The sequence below is a fragment of the Microbacterium excoecariae genome (genome assembly GCF_011326725.1).
Classification (GTDB): Bacteria; Actinomycetota; Actinomycetes; order Actinomycetales; family Microbacteriaceae; genus Microbacterium; species Microbacterium excoecariae.
In genome coordinates this window covers 121,379-141,812 of the sequence record NZ_JAANCO010000002.1, presented here as the reverse complement: position 1 = coordinate 141,812, position 20,434 = coordinate 121,379, and the positions used below count along the sequence as shown (strand labels likewise).

Here is a 20,434-nt window from a genome sequence, read left to right as displayed (position 1 = left end):
GCCCCGGCCCCGTTACTCCGAGTCGCCCTCCGCACCGTCGGGCGACTCGCCCTCCGCGCCCTCGTCCAGCTCGTCGATGTCGACGCCGTCCACGTCCCCGGCGTGCAGGAATGACGCGTCGTCGTCGTCCTCCGCGTCGTCCTCCGCGTCGTCGTCTGGGCCGTCCTCGCCCTCGTCGCCGTCGGGGGAACCGCCCTCGGCGTCGCCCATGTCCTCGCCCGCGGCGCGGGCGGCCGCCTGGGCGGCCTTGTACTCCTCGAGGCGCTGGGACCAGGGCACCCACTCGGGCGCGACGAGCGCGTCGTCGCCCGGCAGCAGCTCGGCCTCGAGCACGGTCGGATCCGCGCCACCGACCGCCGCGACGGACACCGTCCAGAACCACCCCGGGTACCCCGGCAGGGTCGCCGCGAACCGCAGCGACACCGTGCCGTCCTCGTGCGCCTCGTAGCCGGCGGGCGCGCCGATGGTGTCTTCGGGGGTGATCTCCGCCAGCGCGGCGAGAGCGAGGGGGCCCGCGCCGGTCAGGCGCTCGTCGGGCTCACGCGTCGATGTCATCGGCAACCTTTCGCAAGACGGCCGCGATCTTGCGGGCGTGCGCGTTCGAGGGGTAGCGCCCGCGGCGGAGGTCGCCGCCCATGTCGTCGAGGAGGCGCACGAGGTCCTCGACGATGACGGCCATGTCGTCGGGCTTCTTGCGCTGCGCGCGCACGGCGCTCGGCGGGGCGTCGAGCACCCGGACCGAAAGCGCGGAGGGGCCGCGCCGACCATCGGCGACGCCGAACTCGAGCCGCGTCCCGCTCACGAGGGACGCCCCGGCGGGGAGCGCGCTCGCGTGCAGGAAAACGTCCTGTCCGTCGTCGGACGAGATGAAGCCGAAGCCCTTGTCCTCGTCGTAGAACCTGACCTTGCCGGTGGGCATGGGAACCTCGCTGAAGCTGCCGGAAACGAAGAACGAGGGATCCGCTCGGTCCCCCGACCGTTCAGATTACCGTGCGCGCCACGGCGGGGGTCGGTGGACTACTGTGGGAGGGATGAGCAATAACGCCGATGGCGCCCCTCCCGTGCGCCGCATCGACCGGGTCCTGGCCGCCATGTCGCTGGGAATCCTCGTGCTGTCGATCGGCTGTTTCGTCGCGGTGATGATCGCCGGCGCGGTCGGCGGCGTCGACTACGCGTCGGGCGTCTGGCCGACCGTGTTCGTCGTGCAGATGGTCGGACCGGTCATCTCGTTCCTCCTGTTGCTCGCGCTGCTCATCATGAGCTTCATCCGTCGGGGCCGGGCGAACCGGCAGTGAACGCGGAGGACGGCGCCGCGGCGCGACTGATCGCCGAGCGGCTCCGCGCCGCCGATGATCGGGAGCTGGAGGCGCTGTTCGCCGAGCGTCACGTCCTCGCCGCCTCGGGCGCGTGGCGCGACTTCTTCGACGCGGCCGAGTGGCTCCTCCTCCCCGAGCACGTCACGGACGCACTCTCGGTCCTGCCCCGCGACGCCGTGTGGCGCCTCGCCTCGGGCGAGCCGCTGACCACCCTCGCGCTCACCGACGAGGCGGGGCTCGCGCTTCGGCCCGTCGCGCGCGCGCTGGCCGGCGCGAACCCGACGCCGACGCCCGACCAGGAGCCGCCGGCCGCGACGGGGGCCGCCGCCGAGCACGCGGCCGAACGCGCGTTCACGACGATCACGGCGCTCGCGGACATCCTCCTGCGTGCCCTCGGCGCCCCGCTCGCCCGCGTCGGGACGGGCGCCCTCAGCGCGACCGAGCGCCGTCGGCTCGTCGACGAACAGATCGTTTCCGCACCCGGCGAGGCGGACGCCCTCGTGCGCCTCGCGGGCGCCACGGGTCTCCTGCGGGGCCACGAGCGGGTGTTCGGCGTGACCGCCGCGGGCGCGGCCTGGATCGAGCACTCGACGCCCGAGCGATGGGCGACGCTCGCCGCGCGCCTGCGCGACGCCCTTCCGGACGGATTACGCCGGGGCGAGGGCTGGATCGATCCCGCGCTGTGGTCGGACGCCTATCCGCTCGACGAGGCCTGGCCCGACAAGGCCCGCGGCTGGCTCGAGTTCGCCCGCCTGGTCGGCGTGGTCGCCGACGGCGACCCGCCCACAGAACCCGCCTGGGCGGCGCCGTTGCGGCGCGGCGGCGCGGCCGACACGGCGGCGCTCGCGGAGTTCCTGCCGCACGAGGTCGACCGCGTGTACCTGCAGAACGACCTCACGGCGATCAGCCCCGGCCCGCTCGCGCCCGCGCTCGACGTGCGTCTCCGGCGCATGGCCCTGCGGGAGTCGCACGCGCAGGCCTCGTCGTACCGCTTCTCCGAGCCGACGCTGACCGAGGCCCTGGGCGCGGGCGAAACGGCCGCCTCCATGCGCGCCTTCCTCGAGGAGATCTCGCTCACCGGCGTCCCCCAGCCGCTCGCCTATCTCCTCGACCGCATCGCCGACCGCCACGGCCTCGTCCGCGTGTCCTCCGATGCCGAGCGGGGCCACACCGTCGTCACCAGCACGGATCCGGACCTGTTGCGCACGCTCGGCGTCGACCAGTCGCTCCAGAGCCTCGGTCTCGTGCACGAGGGCGAGCGCCTGCGGACGGCCGCCGCCGCCGACACCGTGTTCTGGGCGCTCGCCGACGCCCGCTATCCGGCCGTGCGCGTCGACGCCGCGGGCGATCCGCTCCCGCGCGATCGGCGGCGGGTGCTTCCCGACCGAGCTCGCCCCGCCGACGCCGCCGCCCTCATCGAGCGCCTCCGCGAGGGCCACGCGGCCGACGGCGACACCGCGTGGCTCGAGCGCGAGCTCGAGGCGGCCGTGAAGGACCGCGCGACGCTCGCGGTCGAGGTGAACATGCCCGACGGCAGCGTACGCGAGATGCGGCTCGACGCGACGGGGCTTGGCGGGGGTCGGCTCCGGGGGCGCGACGGGGGCGCCGACGTCGAGCGCACCCTCCCCGTCTCGCTGATCCGCTCCGCGCGCCGCGTCTGAACACGGGCCCCGGTTCGCCTCGCGCGGATAGACTCGTGGGCTATGGCTGATGGCCCCCTGATCGTCCAGAGCGACCGCACGGTCCTCCTCGAGGTTGCGCACCCCGACGCGGAGGCGGCGCGGCACGAGCTCGCCGTGTTCGCCGAACTGGAGCGCGCGCCCGAGCACATCCACACGTATCGGATCACGCGCCTCGGGCTGTGGAACGCCCGCGCCGCGGGCCACACGGCGGAGGACATGCTCGAGACCCTCGACCGCTTCACGCGCTTCCCCGTCCCGCCCTCGGTCGCGACCGACCTGCGCGAGACGGTCGGTCGATACGGGCGCCTGACGATCGAGCGCGGCGAGGAGGGCGAGCTTCTGCTCCGCTCGACCGACCGCGCGGTGCTCGCCGAGGTCTCCCGCAACAAGCGGATCCAGAACCTCCTCATCGGGCACCCGGACCCCGACACGCACGTGATCGACGCGTGGGCGCGCGGCCAGATCAAGCAGGAGCTCCTCAAAATCGGCTGGCCCGCCGAGGACCTCGCTGGCTACACCCCGGGAACGCCGCACGAGATCGCGCTCGCGGAGGACGGGTGGAGCCTGCGGCCCTACCAGGAGCAGGCCGTCGACACGTTCTCGGCCGACGGTTCCGGCGTCGTCGTGCTGCCCTGCGGCGCGGGCAAGACGCTCGTCGGCGCGGGCGCCATGGCGGCCACGAAAACGACCACGCTCATCCTCGTCACGAACACGGTGTCCGCGCGCCAGTGGCGCGACGAGCTGCTCGCGCGCACGACGCTGACCGAGGACGAGATCGGCGAGTACTCGGGGCAGGTCAAAGAAATCAAGCCCGTCACGATCGCGACCTACCAGATCCTCACGTCGAAGCGGAAGGGGCAGTACGCCCACCTCGACGTGCTCGACGCGCTGGACTGGGGGCTCATCCTCTACGACGAGGTGCATCTGCTCCCGGCGCCCGTGTTCAAGCTGACCGCCGACCTGCAGGCCCGGCGACGCCTCGGCTTGACGGCGACGCTCGTCCGCGAGGACGGGCGCGAGGGCGACGTGTTCAGCCTCATCGGCCCGAAGCGCTTCGACGCCCCGTGGAAGGAGATCGAGCAGCAGGGGTACATCTCCCCCGCCGCCTGCTACGAGGTGCGCATCGACCTGCCCGCCTCCGAGCGCCTCGAGTATGCCGCCGCGGCCGACGACCAGCGCTATCGGATCGCGGCGACCGCCCCCGCGAAGATCGACGCCGCGCGCGAGATCATCGCGCGGCACGGCGACGAGCAGATCCTCGTGATCGGGCAGTACCTCGATCAGCTGCAGGAGCTCTCCGACGCGCTCGGTGCGCCGCAGATCACCGGCGCGACGCCGGTCGACGAGCGCGAGGAGCTGTTCCAGGCGTTCCGCGAGGGCACGGAGCGGATCCTCGTGGTCTCGAAGGTCGCGAACTTCTCCGTCGACCTCCCCGAGGCGTCGGTCGCCATCCAGGTCTCGGGCTCCTTCGGGTCCCGGCAGGAGGAGGCCCAGCGCCTCGGGCGGCTGCTTCGCCCCAAGCGCAGCGACCACACGGCCAGCTTCTACACGCTCATCGCCCGGGACACGGTCGACCAGGAGTTCGCGCAGAACCGCCAGCGCTTCCTCGCGGAGCAGGGATACAGCTACACGATCCTCGACACGGAGGACATCGCGGCCTGATCGCGGGGTCGCCTGAGGGCGGTTCGGCGCCCAAAAGCGCCACCGACGGCGCATTGTCGACATAATGGGGGGTATGACCGCACCGCGCATCCTCGTAGTCGACGACGAGCCGAACATCCGCGACCTGCTCTCCCAGAGCCTGCGTTTCGCCGGATTCCAGGTCAGGACCGTGATCAACGGCGCCCAGACGATCTCGGCCGTGCTGGAGGAAGAGCCCGATCTCATCGTGCTCGACGTGATGCTGCCCGACATGAACGGATTCAGCGTCACGAAGCGCCTGCGCGACGCGGGCTACACGGCCCCCATCATCTTCCTGACCGCCAAGGACGACACCGACGACAAGATCAAGGGCCTCAACGTCGGCGGCGACGACTACGTCACCAAGCCGTTCAGCCTCGACGAGATCGTCGCGCGGATCCAGGCCGTGCTCCGGCGCACGATGCAGTCGGACGAGGAGGAGTCGGTCATCCGCTCCGGCGAGCTGACGATGGATCAGGACACGCACGACGTGTACGTGGGCGACACGGCGATCGATCTCAGCCCGACCGAGTTCAAGCTCCTGCGCTACCTCATGCTGAACCCGAACCGCGTGCTCTCGAAGGCCCAGATCCTCGACCACGTGTGGGAGTACGACTTCAACGGGGACGCGGGCATCGTCGAGAGCTACATCTCCTACCTGCGCCGCAAGATCGACCCGCACGCCTCGGAGTCGCTCATCCAGACCAAGCGCGGCTTCGGCTACATGCTCAAGGTCGACAAGCCCTAACCCCCGCCCCGAGGAAAGGCGCGCGCCCTGGCCACCCGCTCCGACGCGATCACACGCTGGTGGCGCCGCACGAGCCTGCGCGCCAAGATCACCGGCGTGACGGTGGGCGTGCTCGCGGCCGGCCTGCTGTCGGCGGGAATCGGATCCACCCCCGTCCTGCAGTCCATGCTGTCCGGATACGTGGGGACCTCGGCGCTGCAGCTGTCCGGCACCGACGTCTACGAGACGGTCTTCGACGTCGTCCAGGATGCGGACGGGATCCCCACGCTGCTGCCGAAGGACCCGGAGCCGCGCACCGAGTACATCGTCGCCATCTACGACGCCGAGGGATCCCTCGTGGGCGTCTCCGGCGGCGAAAGCGGGCCGGGCGCGGATCCGCTGTTCCCCACCGAGCTGACGGTGCAGGACGCGTTCCTCAACCAGGACGCGATCTTCAGCCTGGACACGCTCACGGGCCCGGGCTATCGCGCGTCCGTCGCCCCCGTCCAGGTCACGGTCGGCGGCACGAGCGCGCTGTACGCCCAGCTCGTGGCGCTCCCGCTGTCCGAGGTCGACGCCTTCATGAGCACCTACGTCGGGGTCTTCACGATCATGACGATCCTCACGCTCATCGTGGGCGCGCTCGTCACCCGGTGGCTCGTGACGCTCGCGTTCCGGCGCCTCGGCCAGGTCGAATCGACGGCGATGACGATCGCGGACGGCGACTTCGCGCAGCGCATGACCGACATCGAGCCGAGCACCGAGGTCGGGCGCCTCAAGCTGGCCATCAACACGATGCTCGATCGCCTCGACGAGTCGTTCGCCGAGCGCGACGCGACCGTCGACAAGATGCGCCGCTTCATCGGCGACGCGAGTCACGAGCTACGCACGCCGCTCGTGAGCGTCCGGGGCTACGCGGAGCTCTTCCGGATGGGCGCGATTCAGACGCACGAGGACACCGCGAAGGCCATGGAGCGCATCGAGAAGGAGGCGAAGCGGATGAGCTCGCTCGTCGAGGACCTCCTGTCGCTCGCTCGCCTCGACGAGCGCCGCGAGTTCGAGATCGGCGACGTCGACCTCAGGCAGATCGCGCGCGACGCGGCGCTCGACGTGCGCGCCGCGGATCCGGCGCGCCAGATCGCCGTGAACGACACGACGTTCGAGGCGCTCACGGGCCCCATCACGATCCTGTCGGAGAGCGCCCGCGACGCGCTCGAGCCGCCCGCTCCCGTCCGCGACGCCCCCGGCGAGGCCCTGCCGCCCGCTCCGCCAGCCTCGGGGGTGCGCGGCGCGTTCGGCGCGGGCTCGGCGGCGTTCTCGCGCGCGCAGCGCGCGTTGCTGCGGCGTCGCGGCGAGCGCGCGGCGCGCGACGAGACCCCCCGCGCCATCGCGCCGCTCGACTTCTCCGAGCCCCGCCCGGGCAAGCCCGTCGAGGTGCCCCCCATCGTCCGCGGATCCGAGGAGAAGATCCAGCAGGTCGTCGCGAACCTGCTGGGCAACGCGCGCCGATACAGCCCGGCGGACTCGCCGATCGAGCTCACGGTCGGCGTCGACGTCGACACGCGCATGGGCTGGATCTCGGTCGTGGACCACGGCGAGGGCATCCCCCCGGAGATCCGCGCCAAGATCTTCGAGCGCTTCTGGCGCGCGGACACCTCGCGCACGCGCGAGACGGGCGGCAGCGGCCTCGGCCTCGCGATCGTCGCGTCGATCGTCGAGCGGCTCGGCGGCTCGGTGTCGGTCTTCGACACCCCGGGCGGCGGCGCGACCTTCCAGGTCGCCTTCCCGCTCGTGTAGGACCCGAGCGCGTTCACACCCCGCGCGGCGCGCGGGTTATCTGAGCGCGGCGGCCCCTGGGCCGAAAAAGGCGGGGCGCGGATCCATACCGTCGAGGAACGAGACGAGAAAGGATCCGACATGACCCAGTTTCAGGTCGACAGCGACGCGCTCCTCCAGGCGCAGGCGGAGGCGCAGGCCTCCTCGGAGCGGCTGCGGGCGGAGGTTGCGCTCCTCATGGGGCGCATCCACCAGCTCGAGGCGACGTGGCAGGGCGGTGCGTCGCAAGCGTTCCAGGGCCTCGCCGCCGAGTGGCAGTCGGTGCAGGCGCGCGTCGAGGAGGGGCTGCAGCACCTCGCCCAGCGCCTCCAGGCCGCGGGCACCGGCTACCAGCAGGCCGAGGCCGACATCGCCGGAATGTTCCGCTGACGAACGACGAGAGGCGGCCCTCCTCCCGGGGGAGAAGGGCCGCCTCGTGACGTCGCCGGAGCGGGGGAAGGACTTAGAAGTCCATGCCGCCCGCGTCGGGGCCGCCCGCGGCCGGCGCGGCCGGCTCGGGCTTCTCGGCGACGACGGCCTCGGTCGTGAGGAACAGGCCGGCGATCGACGCGGCGTTCTGCAGAGCCGAACGCGTCACCTTGGCGGGGTCGATGATGCCGGCGGCCAGCATGTCGACGTACTCGCCCGTGGCGGCGTTGAGGCCCTGGCCGGTCGGGAGCTCCGCGACCTTGGCGGCCACGACACCCGGCTCGAGTCCCGCGTTCAGCGCGATCTGCTTGAGCGGCGCCTCGATGCCGACGCGCACGATCTTCGCGCCGGTCGCCTCGTCGCCCACGAGCTCGAGCTTCGCGAACGCGGTCGAGGCGGCCTGCAGGAGCGCGACGCCACCACCGGGGACGATGCCCTCCTCGACGGCCGCCTTCGCGTTGCGAACGGCATCCTCGATGCGGTGCTTGCGCTCCTTGAGCTCGACCTCCGTCGCGGCACCCGCCTTGATGACGGCGACGCCGCCCGCGAGCTTCGCGAGGCGCTCCTGCAGCTTCTCGCGGTCGTAGTCGCTGTCCGTCGCGTCGATCTCGCGGCGGATCTGCGTCACGCGACCCTCGATCGCCGACGCCTCACCGGCACCCTCGACGATGGTCGTCTCGTCCTTCGTGACGATGACCTTGCGCGCACGGCCGAGCAGCTCGAGGTCGGTGTTCTCGAGCTTGAGGCCGACCTCCTCCGTGATGACCTGGCCGCCCGTGAGGATGGCGATGTCCTGGAGCTGCGCCTTGCGGCGGTCGCCGAAGCCCGGCGCCTTGACGGCGACGGCCTTGAAGATGCCGCGGATCTTGTTGAGCACGAGCGTCGCGAGCGCCTCGCCCTCGACGTCCTCGGCGATGATGACGAGCTCCTTGCCCGCCTGCATGACCTTCTCGACGACGGGCAGGAGATCCTTGATGTTCGAGATCTTCTGGTTCGCGATGAGGATGTACGGGTCCTCGAAGACGGCCTCCTGGCGCTCCGGGTCCGTGACGAAGTACGGGTTCAGGTAGCCCTTGTCGAAGCGCATACCCTCCGTGAGCTCGAGCTCGGTGCCGAAGGCCTGAGCCTCCTCGACCGTGACGACGCCCTCCTTGCCGACCTTGTCGATCGCCTCGGCGATGAGCTGGCCGATCTCGGGGTCGGCGGCGGAGATCGAGGCGGTCGCGCCGATCTCCTCCTTCGACTCGATCTCCTTGGCGTTCGCGAGCAGCTCGGCGGTGATGGCCGCGACGGCCTTCTCGATGCCGCGCTTCAGGCTGATGGGGTCGGCGCCGGCCGCGACGTTGCGGAGGCCCTCACGAACGAGCGCCTGCGCGAGGACCGTGGCCGTCGTCGTGCCGTCGCCGGCGACGTCGTCGGTCTTCTTCGCGACCTCCTTGACGAGCTCCGCGCCGATCTTCTCGTACGGGTCGTCGAGCTCGATCTCCTTGGCGATCGACACACCGTCGTTCGTGATCGTGGGGGCGCCCCACTTCTTCTCCAGCACGACGTTGCGGCCGCGCGGGCCGAGCGTCACCTTGACGGCGTCGGCCAGCTGGTTGAGGCCGCGCTCGAGGCCACGGCGGGCCTCCTCGTCGAAAGCGATCATCTTTGCCATGTGTTGTCGTCCCTCCCGGACGTAGGCGTGTGGTCTTTAGCACTCAGTCACACTGAGTGCTAAGAGCATTCTGGCACTCGACCAGGGAGAGTGCAAACCTCTTCGCGCGCACGCCGCACGAACGCCGCCGGCGCCTCGCGCGGGTTCGCGCGAGGCGCCGGCGGCGCGACGATGAGGGGAGTCTCAGACGACCCGGACGGTCTCGGCCTGCGGCCCCTTCTGGCCGGAGCCGACGGTGAATTCCACGGCCTGCCCCTCCTCGAGAACGCGGAAGCCGCTCATCTCGATGTTGGAGTAGTGCACGAAGACATCCTTCCCGTCGGCGTCGACGGTGATGAATCCGTACCCCTTCTCGGCGTTGAACCACTTCACGGTGCCCTGCGTCATGCTCACTCCTGGTGCTGCGAACCTCCCGGCGTGGCGCCGGGGATGGGAGCGATGCTATCCGCGCGGATCCGCGGTTTCCGGCCGACCGGCGAAGGATTGACGGCCTCGACGCGAGGTGTTTACGACTCCGAAACACGGTCGAGGCCGACGACGATCGTCAGGCCCCCATCGCTCATCGCCGCGAACTCGTCGTTCTCCTGCACGGCGTCGATCTCGAGCGCGTCGGCGAGGCCCTGCGCGGCCGCCTGATCCTCCGCGTCCGCGTAATAGACCGTCGTGTGCTGGAAGTCGTTGACGTCGGAGTTCAGGGGGACGATGTCGCTCTCGTCCCACCCCGCGTCGCGCACCGCCTCCTGCACCGCCGCGGACGCCTCGGCGTCCGCCGTCCCGTTGAGGACGAGGACGGTGTACGAGGTGTCGATCTCCGACGGGGAGGGCGTCGCGACCGCGGTCTGGCTCGACGACGGGAGGCTGATCGACTCGGTGCTCGACAGCGCCAGGAACGCCAGGATCCCCGCCCCGGTCAGCACCGCCACGGCGAGGAGCCACCACAGCAGCACGACGACCCACCGGAAGCGGGGGCGCGGCGCGCGGTGGGCGCCGAGCCGCGCGGGGTCCTCGTCGACGTCGTCGAAGCGGTCCTGCGGGAAGTCGGTCTGCGGCACGCGGGTCATGGTAGCGGGCCCGTCAATGCAGCAGCCGCGCGCGGCGCGCGGCGCGGGCATCGCGCAGGCGGCGCAGCCGGCCGATCAACAGCGGCGCGTGCGCCTGGGCGCGGGGGTCGTCCGTCAGGCGCGCGAGGACCTGGTAATAGCGCGCGGGCTCCATCCCGAAGCGTGCGCGCAGGGCCTCCTCCTTCGCGCCGTCGTGCTGCGGCCACTCGGCCTCGAAGGCAAGGATGGCGCGGGAGCGCTCGTCGAGCCCGCCCTGCTCCGCCCCGGGACGTGGGGCGCCGAGGTGCACGTCAGACATGCCTCGAGCGTATGCGCCCTCCCCCGTGCGTCCGCCCAGACACGCGGTCAGGCGGGGGCGATCCACCCGCCGAGCGGATCCGTCGCGGCGACCGGGGTGCCGTCGAGCGCGAGCACGAACCCGGGCCACGCGTCCGCGTCGATCGGCGCCGTCCACGCGTCGTGGAGGCGCGGGTGATCGATCGTGATCCACCGGGCGCCCAGGTCGCGGATCTGCGAGATCAGGCGCTCGCGCGCGGGACGGGGCAGGTGCGGGAGGACGCCCGGTGTCGTCACGACGAGCGTCGCGTCCGCGGGCGCCCGCGCGGCGAGCGATGCGATGACGCCCTCCTCGGACGCGTCCGCGGCGACGATCTCGGGCGGATCCGCCGCCGCGATGTCGAGCGCGCCCGCGATCCGCCGCGCGCGCTCGTCTTCGCCCGGCCAGACGAGGCCCTCGATCCACGCGCGGTCCTCCTCACGGCGCGCGTCGCGCGGCTGCGGGTCGATGCCCGCCCGCCAGACGATCTCGGGGATCCGCTCGGGTGCGGCGAGGCCCCCGCGCAGCTCGGAGGTCAGCACGACGGGACCGGATCCGAGGAGCCGCGTGCCGCCGCCCGGCTCGACGAATCGGTAGGCGTAGCGGTCCGGAAACAGGCAGAGACCGGCCGACGCGCCGACCTCGAGGAGCGCGACGGGCCCCGGGATGCGCGCGAGCGCGAACGCGAGCGGCGCGCACCGGAGCGGCTCGTTGGTCTGGGTCGTGCGCGCGGCGCACTCGGCCACGATGCGCTCGGCGTGGGCGCGCACGAACGCGGCCCACGCCCCGTAATCGGCGGGCGCCCCCAGCATGCGCGTCACGGCGAACACGACGGGCGGCTGCCGGTGGGGCGCGGGAAGCGGGGCGAGGATCGCCGCCGTCTCCGGATCCGCCGCGAGCCCCGCGGCCCACTCCGCGTACCGGGCGCTGCGCCCGGGCGCCTCCTCCCGGGCGAAGCGGTCGTAGCGCTGGAGGACGTCGGCGAGGGCGGGATCCATCCGCCCATTCTCGCCCGCGTCACGGCGCGTCACGAGCCGCGCCCGCCCCGCGCGGCGCGTCGTATCCTGGGGGCATGGCATACGAGGTCGAGAAGTCCGAGGACGAGTGGCGCGCCGAGCTGAGCCCGGAGCAGTACGCGGTGCTGCGCGAGTCGGGCACGGAGCGCGCCTGGACGGGCGAACTCCTGGACGAGGAGCGCGCGGGCCTCTACACGTGCGCGGGGTGCGGCGCCGAGCTCTTCCAGAGCGGCACGAAGTTCGACTCGCACTGCGGGTGGCCCAGCTTCTACGAGTCGGTGCGCCCCGACGCGGTGCAGCTGCTCGAGGACAACAGCCTGGGCATGCAGCGCACCGAGGTGCGGTGCGCCGCGTGCGGCTCGCACCTCGGGCACGTCTTCCCCGACGGCTTCGGCACGCCGACGGGCGACCGCTACTGCATGAACTCGCTGTCGCTCACCTTCACCCCCGAGTCCTGAACCCCCGCCGCGGCGCGATCGCCACGGCGACGCCCGCCGCGGCCAGGAGGATCATGGCGGCCTGGCGCACCGGGTCCGGGTCCGCCTCGGGCGGCCACACAAGGTCGAACACGACCGACGACGCGAGCATGCCGACGACCGACCCGAGGGTCATGACGAGCACGCCGGTCCGCGGCGTGAGCGCCGCCGAGATGAAGATGTAGCTCACCCCGAGCACGCCGCCCGCGTATACGGCGGGCGCGGTGGGGAACTGGTCGGGCCACCCGCGGACGGCGACCGAGACCCCGGCGGCGACGACGAGGAGCGCCGTCCCGCCGACGAAGTTCACGGCCGTCGCGGCGAGCGCGGATCCGGCCCGCTGCCGCAGCCGCCCGTTCGTCGCGGTCTGCCACGAGACGCCGACCCCGACGAGGAACGGCAGCGCGAGCATCCAGGCCGGGACGGATCCGGCGGCGCCGCCGAGCGAGACGACGACGGCCGCGACGACGAGCGCGGCGCCCACGAGGCGCCCCGGGGTCACGGGCGAGACGCCCGCGGGGCTGTACCCCGTGCGGTCGAGGACGAGCCCGCCGACGGTCTGCCCCGCGATCATGCCGACCGAGAACAGCGCGACGCCGATCGCGCCAACCGTCAGGCCCTGCGTCGCGACGCTGAACGCCCCGGCCGCGCCGCCGCACAGGAGCCACCAGTCGAGGCGCCCCGCGCGGCGCTCGGCGGCGATGCGCTTCAGGCCCGCGCGGCCCGACGGGAGCGCGAGCCCGAGCACGACGAGGATCGCCAGCCCCGAGCCGAACGAGATGGCGGCGGCGAGAAACCCGTCGGCGAGGACGGCGCCGAGCTCGCCGTTGAGGCGCGCCTGCAGGGCCGTGAGCGCGCCGACGGCGACGGCGCCCACGACGCCGACCACGAGCGCGACGATGCGCGCGGACCCCGAGCGTTCCATGACCTCTCGAGGCTACCGGCGGCGGCTCAGATCACGTGGATCCCGCACTCCACCTTCGCCGTGCCCGCCCAGCGGCCGGACCGCGGATCCGCGCCGTCGGCGACGGGCTGCGTGCAGGGCTCGCAGCCGATCGACGGGTATCCCGCCCCGAGGAGGAGGTTCATGGGCACGCCGTGCTGCGCCGCGTAGCCATACAGCTCGTCGCTGGTCCACGCCACGAACGGGTTGACCTTCACGAGCCCGTTCTTGTGGTCGAACGTCACGAGCGGGGCCATCGTGCGCGTCGCGGACTCCTCGCGGCGCACCCCCGAGATCCACACCTCGTACCCGCGCAGCGAGTCGCGCAGCGGCTCGACCTTGCGCATGGCGCAGCAGTACTCGGGGTTCGAGGCGAACAGGTCGCGCCCGTAGGCGGCGTCCTGCTCCGCGACCGAGAGGCTCGCGGTAACGTCCACGACGCGAATGTCGAGCTGGCGCTGGGCCTCGTCGCGCGTCGCGAGCGTCTCGACGAAGTGGTAGCCGGTGTCGAGGAACAGCACGTCGACGCCCGGGATCCGCTGCGAGACGAAGTGGGGCAGCACGGTGTTGGCCATCGAGGAGGCGACCGCGACGGCGCCCGGTTCGAAGGTCCGGACGACCCACGCGATCGCCGCCGCCGCGTCGACCTCGCGATCCGATCCGCTCCCCAGCTCGACGACGGCCTCGCGCGCGAGGGCCTCGAGCTCGTCGGCCGTGCGCCGCGTGGCCCGCGGCGCGAGGCTCACGCTCATGTGAGCACCTCGTCGTCGACCCGGTGCGCCCACTGCGCGAAGGACTCGCCGCCCTCGCGGCCGTCGGCGTAGCGGCGCGCGACGCGCTCGACGTAGTCGGAGATGCCGTCCGCCGTGACCTTCAACCCGCGCACCGTGCGTCCGAGGCCCGCCTCCTCGCGGTCGGGCGAGGCGAGGCCGCCGCCCAGGTGCACCTGGAAGCCCGGGACCTGGTTGCCCGCGTCGTCCGTGATGATCTGGCCCTTCAGGCCGATGTCGGCCGTCTGGATCCGCGCGCACGAGTTGGGGCAGCCGTTGACGTGCAGCGACAGGGGCGCCGGCAGGTCGGTGTCGGCGAAGCGCTCCTCGAGGTCGCGCACGGCGCGCTCGGCGGTGTCCTTCGTGTCGACGATCGCGAGCTTGCAGTACTCGATGCCGGTGCACGCGATCGTGCCGCGGCGGATGAGGCTCGGGCGCGCGCTGAGCCCGAGCCCGTCGAGGCCCGCGATGAGCGACTCCGTCCGGTCCGCCGGGATGTCGAGGATCACGAGCTTCTGGTGCGGCGTCGTGCGCAGGCGCGCGGATCCGTGCTCCTCGATCAGGTCGGCGAGCGCCGTCAGGCGCTCCCCCGACACGCGCCCGACGATCGGCGTCGCGCCGACATAGACGCGGCCGTCCTTCTGCGGGTGCACGCCGACGTGGTCGCCGGGCCCCGTCGGCCGCACGGGCGCCGGCCCGTCGGCCAGGCGGTACCCGAGGTATTCCGTCTCGAGCACCTCGCGGAACTTCGTCACGCCCCAGTCGGCGAGGAGGAACTTCAGGCGCGCCTTGTTGCGCAGGCGACGGTAGCCGTAGTCGCGGAAGATGCGCACGACGCCGTGCCAGACGTCGGCCACCTGGTCGGGCGCCGCCCAGGCTCCGAGCCGCTCGCCGAGGCGCGGCACGGTGGAGAGCGCGCCGCCGACCCACACGTCGTATCCGACGCCGTACTCGGGGTGGGTCACGGCGACGAACGCGACGTCGTTGATCTCGTGCACGACGTCCTGGCTCGGGTGGCCCGTGATCGCCGTCTTGAACTTCCGGGGCAGGTTCGCGAGGTCCGGATCCCCGATGAAGCGCTCCGTGATCTCGTCGATCTGGGGCGTCGGGTCGATCAGCTCCTCCGAGGAGATGCCCGCGACGGGGGACCCGAGCACGACGCGCGGCACGTCGCCGCACGCCTCGGTGGTCCCCAGCCCGACCGCCTCGAGGCGCCGCCAGATCTCGGGCACGTCCTCGACGCGGATCCAGTGCAGCTGGATGTTCTGCCGGTCGGTGAGGTCCGCGGATCCGCGCGCGAACTCGGTGGAGATCGTGCCGATCACGCGCAGCTGCTCGGTCGTGAGCTGGCCGCCGTCGATCCGGACGCGGAGCATGAAGTATTCGTCCTCGAGCTCGTGCGGCTCGAGGGTCGCGGTGCGCCCGCCGTCGATGCCGGGCTTGCGCTGCGTGTACAGCCCCCACCACCGGAAGCGGCCGTGCAGGTCGGTCGGGTCGATCGACGCGAACCCGCCCTTCGCGTAGACGTTCTCGATGCGCGCGCGAACGTTGAGCCCGCTGTCGTCCTGTTTGAACTGCTCGTTGGCGTTCAACGGCTCCGTGCCGTCGATCTTCCACTGCCCGTGCGGCTTGCTCGCGCCCCGCTGCGCGCGCGTGCGCGCCCCGCGTCCCGACGCCGCCTGGTTCGTGTCCTCGCTCATCGCCATCCCGTCCTTCGCCCGCACATAGGACGAGCCTAAGGACCGCCGCCGCGCCAGGCGCGGCGCGTGACCCTCTGTGACGAAATGCGGCGTCGCGGGCGCCGCGGTGTGACGGTGCCGGCTGCCAGGTTCGAACTGACGACCCCCTGTTTACAAGACAGGTGCTCTACCAACTGAGCTAAGCCGGCGGGGCCCCGAGCGGGGCGGGATCCACCCTACTCGGCGTCGGCCGAATCGCCCGTGTCGCCGTAGTACAGCTCGCTCTGCACGGTGAGGAGGAACTGGCTGAATTCCGCGGCGTCGTCGAACGCGCCCTCGTACTCCATGCCGTCGACGAGCACCATCGCGTCGCCGGTCAGCGCGACCCCGTCGGTGCCGGGAAGCTCGCCGTCGAGCGCGCGGGCCGTCGCCTCCGACACCCACGGCGTGTAGGTGTGGTCGGCGATGCAGTCGCCCAGGTCCTCGGCGCCGGATTCCTCGGCCAGGTCCGCGAGCTCCTCGTCGGTGTAGCCGTCCGTGTCGGGCTCCGGCTGATTCGTGAGGAGCGCCGTGTTGAACGCGCGGAACGCCTGCGGCGCGTCCGAGACGACGCACATGGCGGCGCCGGCGGCGCGCGCCGAGTACTGCGTGCCGTTCGACTGCCCCGACAGCAGGGAGAGCGGGTGGTAGGCCACCGTCACGACGCCCTCGTCGACCAGCTCGAAGATCGCCGGCGCGAGGTTCTGCTCGATGTCGCCCGCGTCCGGCGAGAGGTAGTCGACGTAGATCTCGATGTCGATCGGGTCCGCGACGGTCTCCGGCCGCTCCTCCTCGGGGAGGAGGGAGATCATGTCGACGGCGTCGCCCGTGACGTTGTTGGGGGTCACGACGGGGCGGTCGATCTCCGGCGAGACCTCGCGCCAGATCCACCAGGCGGCGGCGCCGACGGCGACGATCACGACGAGCGCGATCACGGCCCAGCGGATCAGCCGCCGGCGGCGGATCCGCGCCTTCACGGCCGTCGCCTTCTCGCGCAGCGCCTCGCGGCGCGCGCCGGGCGCGGAGTTCTCGGGGAGTTCGGGCGTCTCGTTCGTCATGATCTGGTGGGTCTCCTCGGTCCGCCAGGTGCGGACGACAACCCCGAAAGCATAGTGACGACCGCTGGGAAAGGGCCAGGTGCGCGGGATATCCGGATCCGCGCTGGCGCGCCGCGTGACTCCCATGCAATACTCAGGCCAGGCCCAACGACGGGCCCGCGGTACGCTCCGGCGCCCCGCTTCCATTCACAACGGATCGTCCGGCACGTACCTGCCGGTGAAGGAGAAACAGTCATGGCCACTGTGACGTTCGACAATGCCACCCGCGTCTACCCGGGCGGCGTCCGCCCCGCGGTCGACAAGCTCAACCTCGAGATCGGCGACGGCGAGTTCCTCGTCCTCGTGGGCCCCTCCGGTTGCGGTAAGTCCACCTCGCTCCGCATGCTCGCGGGCCTCGAGGAGGTCAACGACGGCGCCATCCGCATCGGCGACCGCGACGTGACCGACGTGCCGCCGAAGGACCGCGACATCGCGATGGTCTTCCAGAACTACGCCCTCTACCCGCACATGACGGTCGCCGACAACATGGGCTTCGCGCTCAAGATCGCGGGCGTCAGCAAGGAGGAGCGGGCCAAGCGCGTGCAGGACGCCGCGAAGCTCCTCGACCTCGAGCCCTACCTCGACCGCAAGCCGAAGGCCCTGTCGGGCGGTCAGCGCCAGCGCGTCGCGATGGGCCGCGCGATCGTGCGCGAGCCGCAGGTGTTCCTCATGGACGAGCCGCTGTCGAACCTCGACGCCAAGCTCCGCGTCCAGACCCGCACGCAGATCGCGTCGCTGCAACGCCGCCTGGGCGTCACGACGGTCTACGTCACGCACGACCAGACCGAGGCGCTCACGATGGGTGACCGTATCGCGGTCCTCAAGGACGGCGTCTTGCAGCAGGTCGGCACGCCGCGCGACCTGTACGAGAGCCCCCAGAACGACTTCGTCGCCGGGTTCATCGGCTCGCCCGCCATGAACCTCTTCCCCGCCGACATCGCCGAGGGCGGCGTGACCGTGGGCACCCAGGTCGTGGGCGTCGAGCGCCAGGCGCTCGGCCGCGCGCACGGCTCCAAGGTCCGCATCGGCGTGCGCCCCGAGGACTTCGTGGTCGCCGGCCCGGGCCAGCCCGGCCTCAGCGTCAAGGTGGACCTCGTCGAGGAGCTCGGCGCCGACGGGTACCTCTACGGCCACACTGAGATCGAGGGCGAGAACGTAGAGCTCGTCGCGCGCGTCGACGGCCGCGACCACCCGATGGCCGGCGACACCGTCACGCTCTCGCCGACGCCCGGCCGCGTGCACGTCTTCGACGCCGAGACGGGCGAGCGCCTGATCGACAAGGCCATCGCCTCCGCGTAACACTCGCGGGATACGACGAGGGGGACGGCGCCACGCGCCGTCCCCCTCGTCGTATCTGCGCCGGATCAGCCCTGGGCGGCGCGCAGGGTCGACACCTGGTACAGCGCGACGCTCGCGGCGATCCCCGCGTTCAGCGACTCGGCCGCGTCCGAGATCGGGATCGACACGATCTGGTCGCACGTCTCGGCCACGAGCCGCGACAGCCCGTCGCCCTCGCTGCCGATGACGAGCACGAGCGGCCGGTCGGACAGCTCGACCGCCGGCATCTGGACGTCGCCGCCGCCGTCGAGGCCCAGCACGAACACGCCCTGCTTCTTGAGCTCCTTCAGCGTCGACGTGAGGTTCGAGGCCATGGCGACCGGCACGCGCGCCGCGGCGCCCGCGCTCGTCTTCCACGCCGCCGAGTTCACGCCCGCCGAGCGGCGCTGCGGGATGATGACCCCCTGGCCGCCGAATGCCGCCGTGGAGCGAATGATCGCGCCGAGGTTGCGCGGATCCGTGATGCCGTCGAGCGCGACGAACAGCGGCGTGGATCCCTGCTCGAGGGTCTGCTCGAGCAGGTCCTGCGGGTGCGCGTACTCGTACGGCGGCACCTTCAGGGCGACACCCTGGTGCACGCCGTCGAAGCCCGCCATGCGGTCGAGCTCGGGCCGCGTGACCTCGAGCACCGCGAGCTCGCGCTTGCGGGCGAGCGCCAGCATCTCCTTGACGCGGTCGTCCATCTCGACGCGCTGCGCGACGTAAAGCGCGGCCGCGGGGATCCGCGTGCGCAGCGCCTCGAGCACGCTGTTGCGGCCCGTCACGTACTCGTTGTCGTCGTTCGGGCGGCGGCGCGGGGCGGACGAGCGCTGCTGCGGCCGCTTGGCCGCCGAACGCTCCGCGAGCTCCCGGCGCTTGTGCGCCTTGTGGTAGACGCGGTCCTCCGCCTTGGGCGTGGGACCGCGGCCCTCGAGCTTCTTGCGCCCCTGGCCGCCCGACCCCTTGGTCGCGCCCTTCTTGCCCTTGCCGCCCGCGCCGGGCCTGCCTGGCTTAGCCATCGATGCTCCAAACCGTTCCATCGGAAGTGTCTTCGAGGGTGACACCCGCGGCCGCGAAGTGATCGCGGATCCGGTCGGCCGTCGCCCAGTCCTTGTCGGCGCGCGCCTCGGCGCGCTGCGCGATGAGTGCCTCGACGAGGGTGGCGAGCGCGTGCCCCTCGGCCCCGCCCGCGGGAGCCGCGCTCCCCGGCTCGTCGAAGCCGAGGATCTCCATCATGCCCGACACGCCTGAGAAGGCGCCACGGGCCGCGTCCAGATCGCCGCCGTCGAACGCCGTGTTTCCCGCGCGCACCGTCTCGTGTAGTACCGCGAGCGCCTGCGGCACGCCCAGGTCGTCGTCGAGCGCGTCGGCGAACGCGCCGGGAATCTCGGGCTCGGGCGCCCCCAGCGCGCGCTCCGCGCGGGCGCGGAACCCGTCGATCCGCTCGAGCGCCGCGGCCGCCTCTTCGAATGCCTTGTCCGAGACATCGAGGCTTGAGCGGTAGTGCGCGGCGGCCAGCGCGTACCGCACGACGCGCGGCGCGCGATCGCGCAGCACGTCGGCCGCGAGCGTGAAGTTACCGAGAGACTTCGACATCTTCTGGCCGCCGACGGTGACGAGACCGTTGTGCACCCAGTAGCGCGCGAACGCGTCGCCCGCCGCGCCGGACTGCGCGAGCTCGTTCTCGTGGTGCGGGAAGCGCAGGTCGAGGCCGCCGCCGTGGATGTCGAACTCCCCGCCGAAGTACCGGCGCGACATCGCCGAGCACTCGATGTGCCACCCGGGCCGCCCCGGGCCCCACGGCGAGTCCCAGCGCGCGCTGTCGGGCTCGCCCTCCTTCGCCGCCTTCCAGAGCGCGAAATCGTGCGGATCCCGCTTGCCCCGCGGATCCGCCTCGCCGTCGTCGGCCATCGCGTCGACGTCCTGCCGCGTGAGCGCGCCATAGGACGGCCAGGAGCGCACGTCGAAATAGACGTCTCCCCCGGCCGCGTACGCGTGGCCGCGGGCGATGAGCAGGGCGATGAGCTCCTGCATCTGCGGAATCGAGGCGGTCGCGCGCGGCTCGTAGGTCGGCGGCAGGATCGACACGGCGTCGTACGCCGCCTGGAACTCGCGCTCTACCCGGTAGGCGAGCGCCCACCACGGCTCGTCGGCCGTCGCGTTCTGCAGGACCTTGTCGTCGATGTCCGTCACGTTGCGCACGACGGTGACGCGACCGAACCGATGGGCGAGCCACCGCCGGAGCAGGTCGAACGCCAGCGCGGCCCGCACGTGGCCCACGTGCGGGCCCGACTGCACCGTCGGGCCGCAGACGTACATCGTGACGTTCCCGTCGTCGAGGGGAACGAAATCGCGAGGCGCCTGCGCGCGCGTGTCATAGAGCCGGACTGCCACCCGCCCAGCCTATCCGCGCG

Annotated in this window: 21 protein-coding genes and 1 tRNA gene; 8 read left to right on the top strand and 14 right to left on the bottom strand. The window is 72.1% G+C overall.

Annotated features, from left to right (window positions below; all coding sequences use genetic code 11):
- Positions 1-12: 12 nt before the first annotated feature.
- Together G8E01_RS11875 and G8E01_RS11870 are read right to left on the bottom strand one after the other, a co-directional pair.
- Complete coding sequence (locus G8E01_RS11875) at positions 13-555, bottom strand: DUF3027 domain-containing protein (RefSeq protein WP_166320124.1); 543 nt, start codon at positions 553-555, stop codon at positions 13-15.
- Positions 539-919, bottom strand: coding sequence for a cold-shock protein (locus tag G8E01_RS11870; RefSeq protein WP_166320122.1), 381 nt, complete (start codon positions 917-919; stop codon positions 539-541). Before G8E01_RS11870 ends, G8E01_RS11875 begins: the two co-directional genes overlap by 17 nt.
- Before the next feature lie 112 nt (positions 920-1,031).
- Between G8E01_RS11870 and G8E01_RS11865 the strand changes: the two genes are divergently transcribed.
- The 6 genes from G8E01_RS11865 to G8E01_RS11840 all read left to right on the top strand — a co-directional run bounded on the left by G8E01_RS11865 (position 1,032) and on the right by G8E01_RS11840 (position 7,610).
- Positions 1,032-1,295 (top strand): multidrug ABC transporter ATPase, encoded by a 264-nt coding sequence (locus G8E01_RS11865; RefSeq protein WP_155048082.1) that lies wholly within the window; start codon positions 1,032-1,034, stop codon positions 1,293-1,295.
- Positions 1,292-2,977 carry a helicase-associated domain-containing protein gene (locus G8E01_RS11860; protein WP_166320120.1) on the top strand — a complete coding sequence of 562 codons (1,686 nt, stop codon included), beginning with the start codon at positions 1,292-1,294 and terminating at the stop codon, positions 2,975-2,977. The genes G8E01_RS11865 and G8E01_RS11860 overlap by 4 nt, the downstream gene beginning before the upstream one ends.
- 42 nt (positions 2,978-3,019) lie before the next feature.
- Positions 3,020-4,660 carry a DNA repair helicase XPB gene (locus G8E01_RS11855; protein ID WP_166320118.1) on the top strand — a complete coding sequence of 547 codons (1,641 nt, stop codon included), beginning with the start codon at positions 3,020-3,022 and terminating at the stop codon, positions 4,658-4,660.
- 73 nt (positions 4,661-4,733) lie between these two features.
- Positions 4,734-5,426: a response regulator transcription factor gene (locus tag G8E01_RS11850; protein ID WP_166320116.1), complete on the top strand. Its 693-nt coding sequence runs from the start codon at positions 4,734-4,736 to the stop codon at positions 5,424-5,426.
- 96 nt (positions 5,427-5,522) lie between these two features.
- Positions 5,523-7,202 carry an ATP-binding protein gene (locus G8E01_RS11845; RefSeq protein ID WP_166320114.1) on the top strand — a complete coding sequence of 560 codons (1,680 nt, stop codon included), beginning with the start codon at positions 5,523-5,525 and terminating at the stop codon, positions 7,200-7,202.
- A gap of 120 nt (positions 7,203-7,322) precedes the next feature.
- Positions 7,323-7,610, top strand: a complete 288-nt coding sequence (locus tag G8E01_RS11840; RefSeq protein ID WP_166320112.1) for a WXG100 family type VII secretion target — start codon at positions 7,323-7,325, stop codon at positions 7,608-7,610.
- A 73-nt stretch (positions 7,611-7,683) separates the two neighbouring features.
- Here G8E01_RS11840 and groL read toward each other — a convergent pair whose 3' ends face one another.
- From groL to G8E01_RS11815, 5 genes are all read right to left on the bottom strand, one after another.
- The gene (groL, locus tag G8E01_RS11835) at positions 7,684-9,306 is read right to left on the bottom strand and encodes a chaperonin GroEL (protein WP_155048086.1); all 1,623 of its coding nucleotides are present in this window, start codon (positions 9,304-9,306) and stop codon (positions 7,684-7,686) included.
- A 183-nt stretch (positions 9,307-9,489) separates the two neighbouring features.
- Positions 9,490-9,693, bottom strand: a complete 204-nt coding sequence (locus G8E01_RS11830) for a cold-shock protein (RefSeq protein WP_155048087.1) — start codon at positions 9,691-9,693, stop codon at positions 9,490-9,492.
- A gap of 119 nt (positions 9,694-9,812) precedes the next feature.
- Positions 9,813-10,358 carry a LytR C-terminal domain-containing protein gene (locus G8E01_RS11825; RefSeq protein WP_166320110.1) on the bottom strand — a complete coding sequence of 182 codons (546 nt, stop codon included), beginning with the start codon at positions 10,356-10,358 and terminating at the stop codon, positions 9,813-9,815.
- A gap of 22 nt (positions 10,359-10,380) precedes the next feature.
- Positions 10,381-10,665, bottom strand: coding sequence for a DUF3263 domain-containing protein (locus G8E01_RS11820; protein WP_155048091.1), 285 nt, complete (start codon positions 10,663-10,665; stop codon positions 10,381-10,383).
- Between the two features lie 47 nt (positions 10,666-10,712).
- Positions 10,713-11,681, bottom strand: coding sequence for a DUF2332 domain-containing protein (locus tag G8E01_RS11815; RefSeq protein WP_166320108.1), 969 nt, complete (start codon positions 11,679-11,681; stop codon positions 10,713-10,715).
- 74 nt (positions 11,682-11,755) lie between these two features.
- Between G8E01_RS11815 and msrB the strand changes: the two genes are divergently transcribed.
- Positions 11,756-12,157 carry a peptide-methionine (R)-S-oxide reductase MsrB gene (gene msrB, locus G8E01_RS11810; protein ID WP_155048094.1) on the top strand — a complete coding sequence of 134 codons (402 nt, stop codon included), beginning with the start codon at positions 11,756-11,758 and terminating at the stop codon, positions 12,155-12,157.
- On the opposite strand, the gene G8E01_RS11805 is transcribed toward msrB, so the two are convergent.
- The 5 genes from G8E01_RS11805 to G8E01_RS11785 form a co-directional block, all read right to left on the bottom strand.
- Positions 12,141-13,100, bottom strand: a complete 960-nt coding sequence (locus tag G8E01_RS11805) for a DMT family transporter (RefSeq protein ID WP_166320106.1) — start codon at positions 13,098-13,100, stop codon at positions 12,141-12,143. The genes msrB and G8E01_RS11805 overlap by 17 nt on opposite strands.
- Before the next feature lie 26 nt (positions 13,101-13,126).
- Positions 13,127-13,870, bottom strand: coding sequence for a phosphoadenylyl-sulfate reductase (locus G8E01_RS11800; protein ID WP_166320104.1), 744 nt, complete (start codon positions 13,868-13,870; stop codon positions 13,127-13,129).
- Positions 13,867-15,588 (bottom strand): nitrite/sulfite reductase, encoded by a 1,722-nt coding sequence (locus tag G8E01_RS11795; RefSeq protein ID WP_166320366.1) that lies wholly within the window; start codon positions 15,586-15,588, stop codon positions 13,867-13,869. Before G8E01_RS11795 ends, G8E01_RS11800 begins: the two co-directional genes overlap by 4 nt.
- 115 nt (positions 15,589-15,703) lie before the next feature.
- Positions 15,704-15,776 (bottom strand) — tRNA-Thr (locus tag G8E01_RS11790).
- A gap of 27 nt (positions 15,777-15,803) precedes the next feature.
- Positions 15,804-16,664, bottom strand: coding sequence for a DsbA family protein (locus G8E01_RS11785; protein WP_166320102.1), 861 nt, complete (start codon positions 16,662-16,664; stop codon positions 15,804-15,806).
- A 234-nt stretch (positions 16,665-16,898) separates the two neighbouring features.
- Between G8E01_RS11785 and G8E01_RS11780 the strand changes: the two genes are divergently transcribed.
- Positions 16,899-18,002 carry an ABC transporter ATP-binding protein gene (locus tag G8E01_RS11780; RefSeq protein WP_155048100.1) on the top strand — a complete coding sequence of 368 codons (1,104 nt, stop codon included), beginning with the start codon at positions 16,899-16,901 and terminating at the stop codon, positions 18,000-18,002.
- A gap of 65 nt (positions 18,003-18,067) precedes the next feature.
- On the opposite strand, the gene rlmB is transcribed toward G8E01_RS11780, so the two are convergent.
- Together rlmB and cysS are read right to left on the bottom strand one after the other, a co-directional pair.
- Positions 18,068-19,039: a 23S rRNA (guanosine(2251)-2'-O)-methyltransferase RlmB gene (gene rlmB / locus G8E01_RS11775; protein ID WP_166320100.1), complete on the bottom strand. Its 972-nt coding sequence runs from the start codon at positions 19,037-19,039 to the stop codon at positions 18,068-18,070.
- Positions 19,032-20,414 carry a cysteine--tRNA ligase gene (cysS, locus tag G8E01_RS11770; RefSeq protein WP_166320098.1) on the bottom strand — a complete coding sequence of 461 codons (1,383 nt, stop codon included), beginning with the start codon at positions 20,412-20,414 and terminating at the stop codon, positions 19,032-19,034. The genes rlmB and cysS overlap by 8 nt, the downstream gene beginning before the upstream one ends.
- Positions 20,415-20,434 lie beyond the last annotated feature (20 nt).

Coding starts and splice junctions, on each gene's coding strand:
- groL (WP_155048086.1), bottom strand. CDS start 9,306: ATGGCAAAGATGATCGCTTTCGACGAGGAGGCCCGCCGTGGCCTCGAG.
- G8E01_RS11805 (WP_166320106.1), bottom strand. CDS start 13,100: ATGGAACGCTCGGGGTCCGCGCGCATCGTCGCGCTCGTGGTCGGCGTC.
- G8E01_RS11850 (WP_166320116.1), top strand. CDS start 4,734: ATGACCGCACCGCGCATCCTCGTAGTCGACGACGAGCCGAACATCCGC.
- G8E01_RS11800 (WP_166320104.1), bottom strand. CDS start 13,870: ATGAGCGTGAGCCTCGCGCCGCGGGCCACGCGGCGCACGGCCGACGAG.
- rlmB (WP_166320100.1), bottom strand. CDS start 19,039: ATGGCTAAGCCAGGCAGGCCCGGCGCGGGCGGCAAGGGCAAGAAGGGC.
- G8E01_RS11820 (WP_155048091.1), bottom strand. CDS start 10,665: ATGTCTGACGTGCACCTCGGCGCCCCACGTCCCGGGGCGGAGCAGGGC.
- G8E01_RS11795 (WP_166320366.1), bottom strand. CDS start 15,588: ATGAGCGAGGACACGAACCAGGCGGCGTCGGGACGCGGGGCGCGCACG.
- G8E01_RS11780 (WP_155048100.1), top strand. CDS start 16,899: ATGGCCACTGTGACGTTCGACAATGCCACCCGCGTCTACCCGGGCGGC.
- G8E01_RS11815 (WP_166320108.1), bottom strand. CDS start 11,681: ATGGATCCCGCCCTCGCCGACGTCCTCCAGCGCTACGACCGCTTCGCC.
- G8E01_RS11785 (WP_166320102.1), bottom strand. CDS start 16,664: ATGACGAACGAGACGCCCGAACTCCCCGAGAACTCCGCGCCCGGCGCG.
- G8E01_RS11870 (WP_166320122.1), bottom strand. CDS start 919: ATGCCCACCGGCAAGGTCAGGTTCTACGACGAGGACAAGGGCTTCGGC.
- G8E01_RS11865 (WP_155048082.1), top strand. CDS start 1,032: ATGAGCAATAACGCCGATGGCGCCCCTCCCGTGCGCCGCATCGACCGG.
- G8E01_RS11855 (WP_166320118.1), top strand. CDS start 3,020: ATGGCTGATGGCCCCCTGATCGTCCAGAGCGACCGCACGGTCCTCCTC.
- msrB (WP_155048094.1), top strand. CDS start 11,756: ATGGCATACGAGGTCGAGAAGTCCGAGGACGAGTGGCGCGCCGAGCTG.
- G8E01_RS11840 (WP_166320112.1), top strand. CDS start 7,323: ATGACCCAGTTTCAGGTCGACAGCGACGCGCTCCTCCAGGCGCAGGCG.
- G8E01_RS11830 (WP_155048087.1), bottom strand. CDS start 9,693: ATGACGCAGGGCACCGTGAAGTGGTTCAACGCCGAGAAGGGGTACGGA.
- G8E01_RS11875 (WP_166320124.1), bottom strand. CDS start 555: ATGACATCGACGCGTGAGCCCGACGAGCGCCTGACCGGCGCGGGCCCC.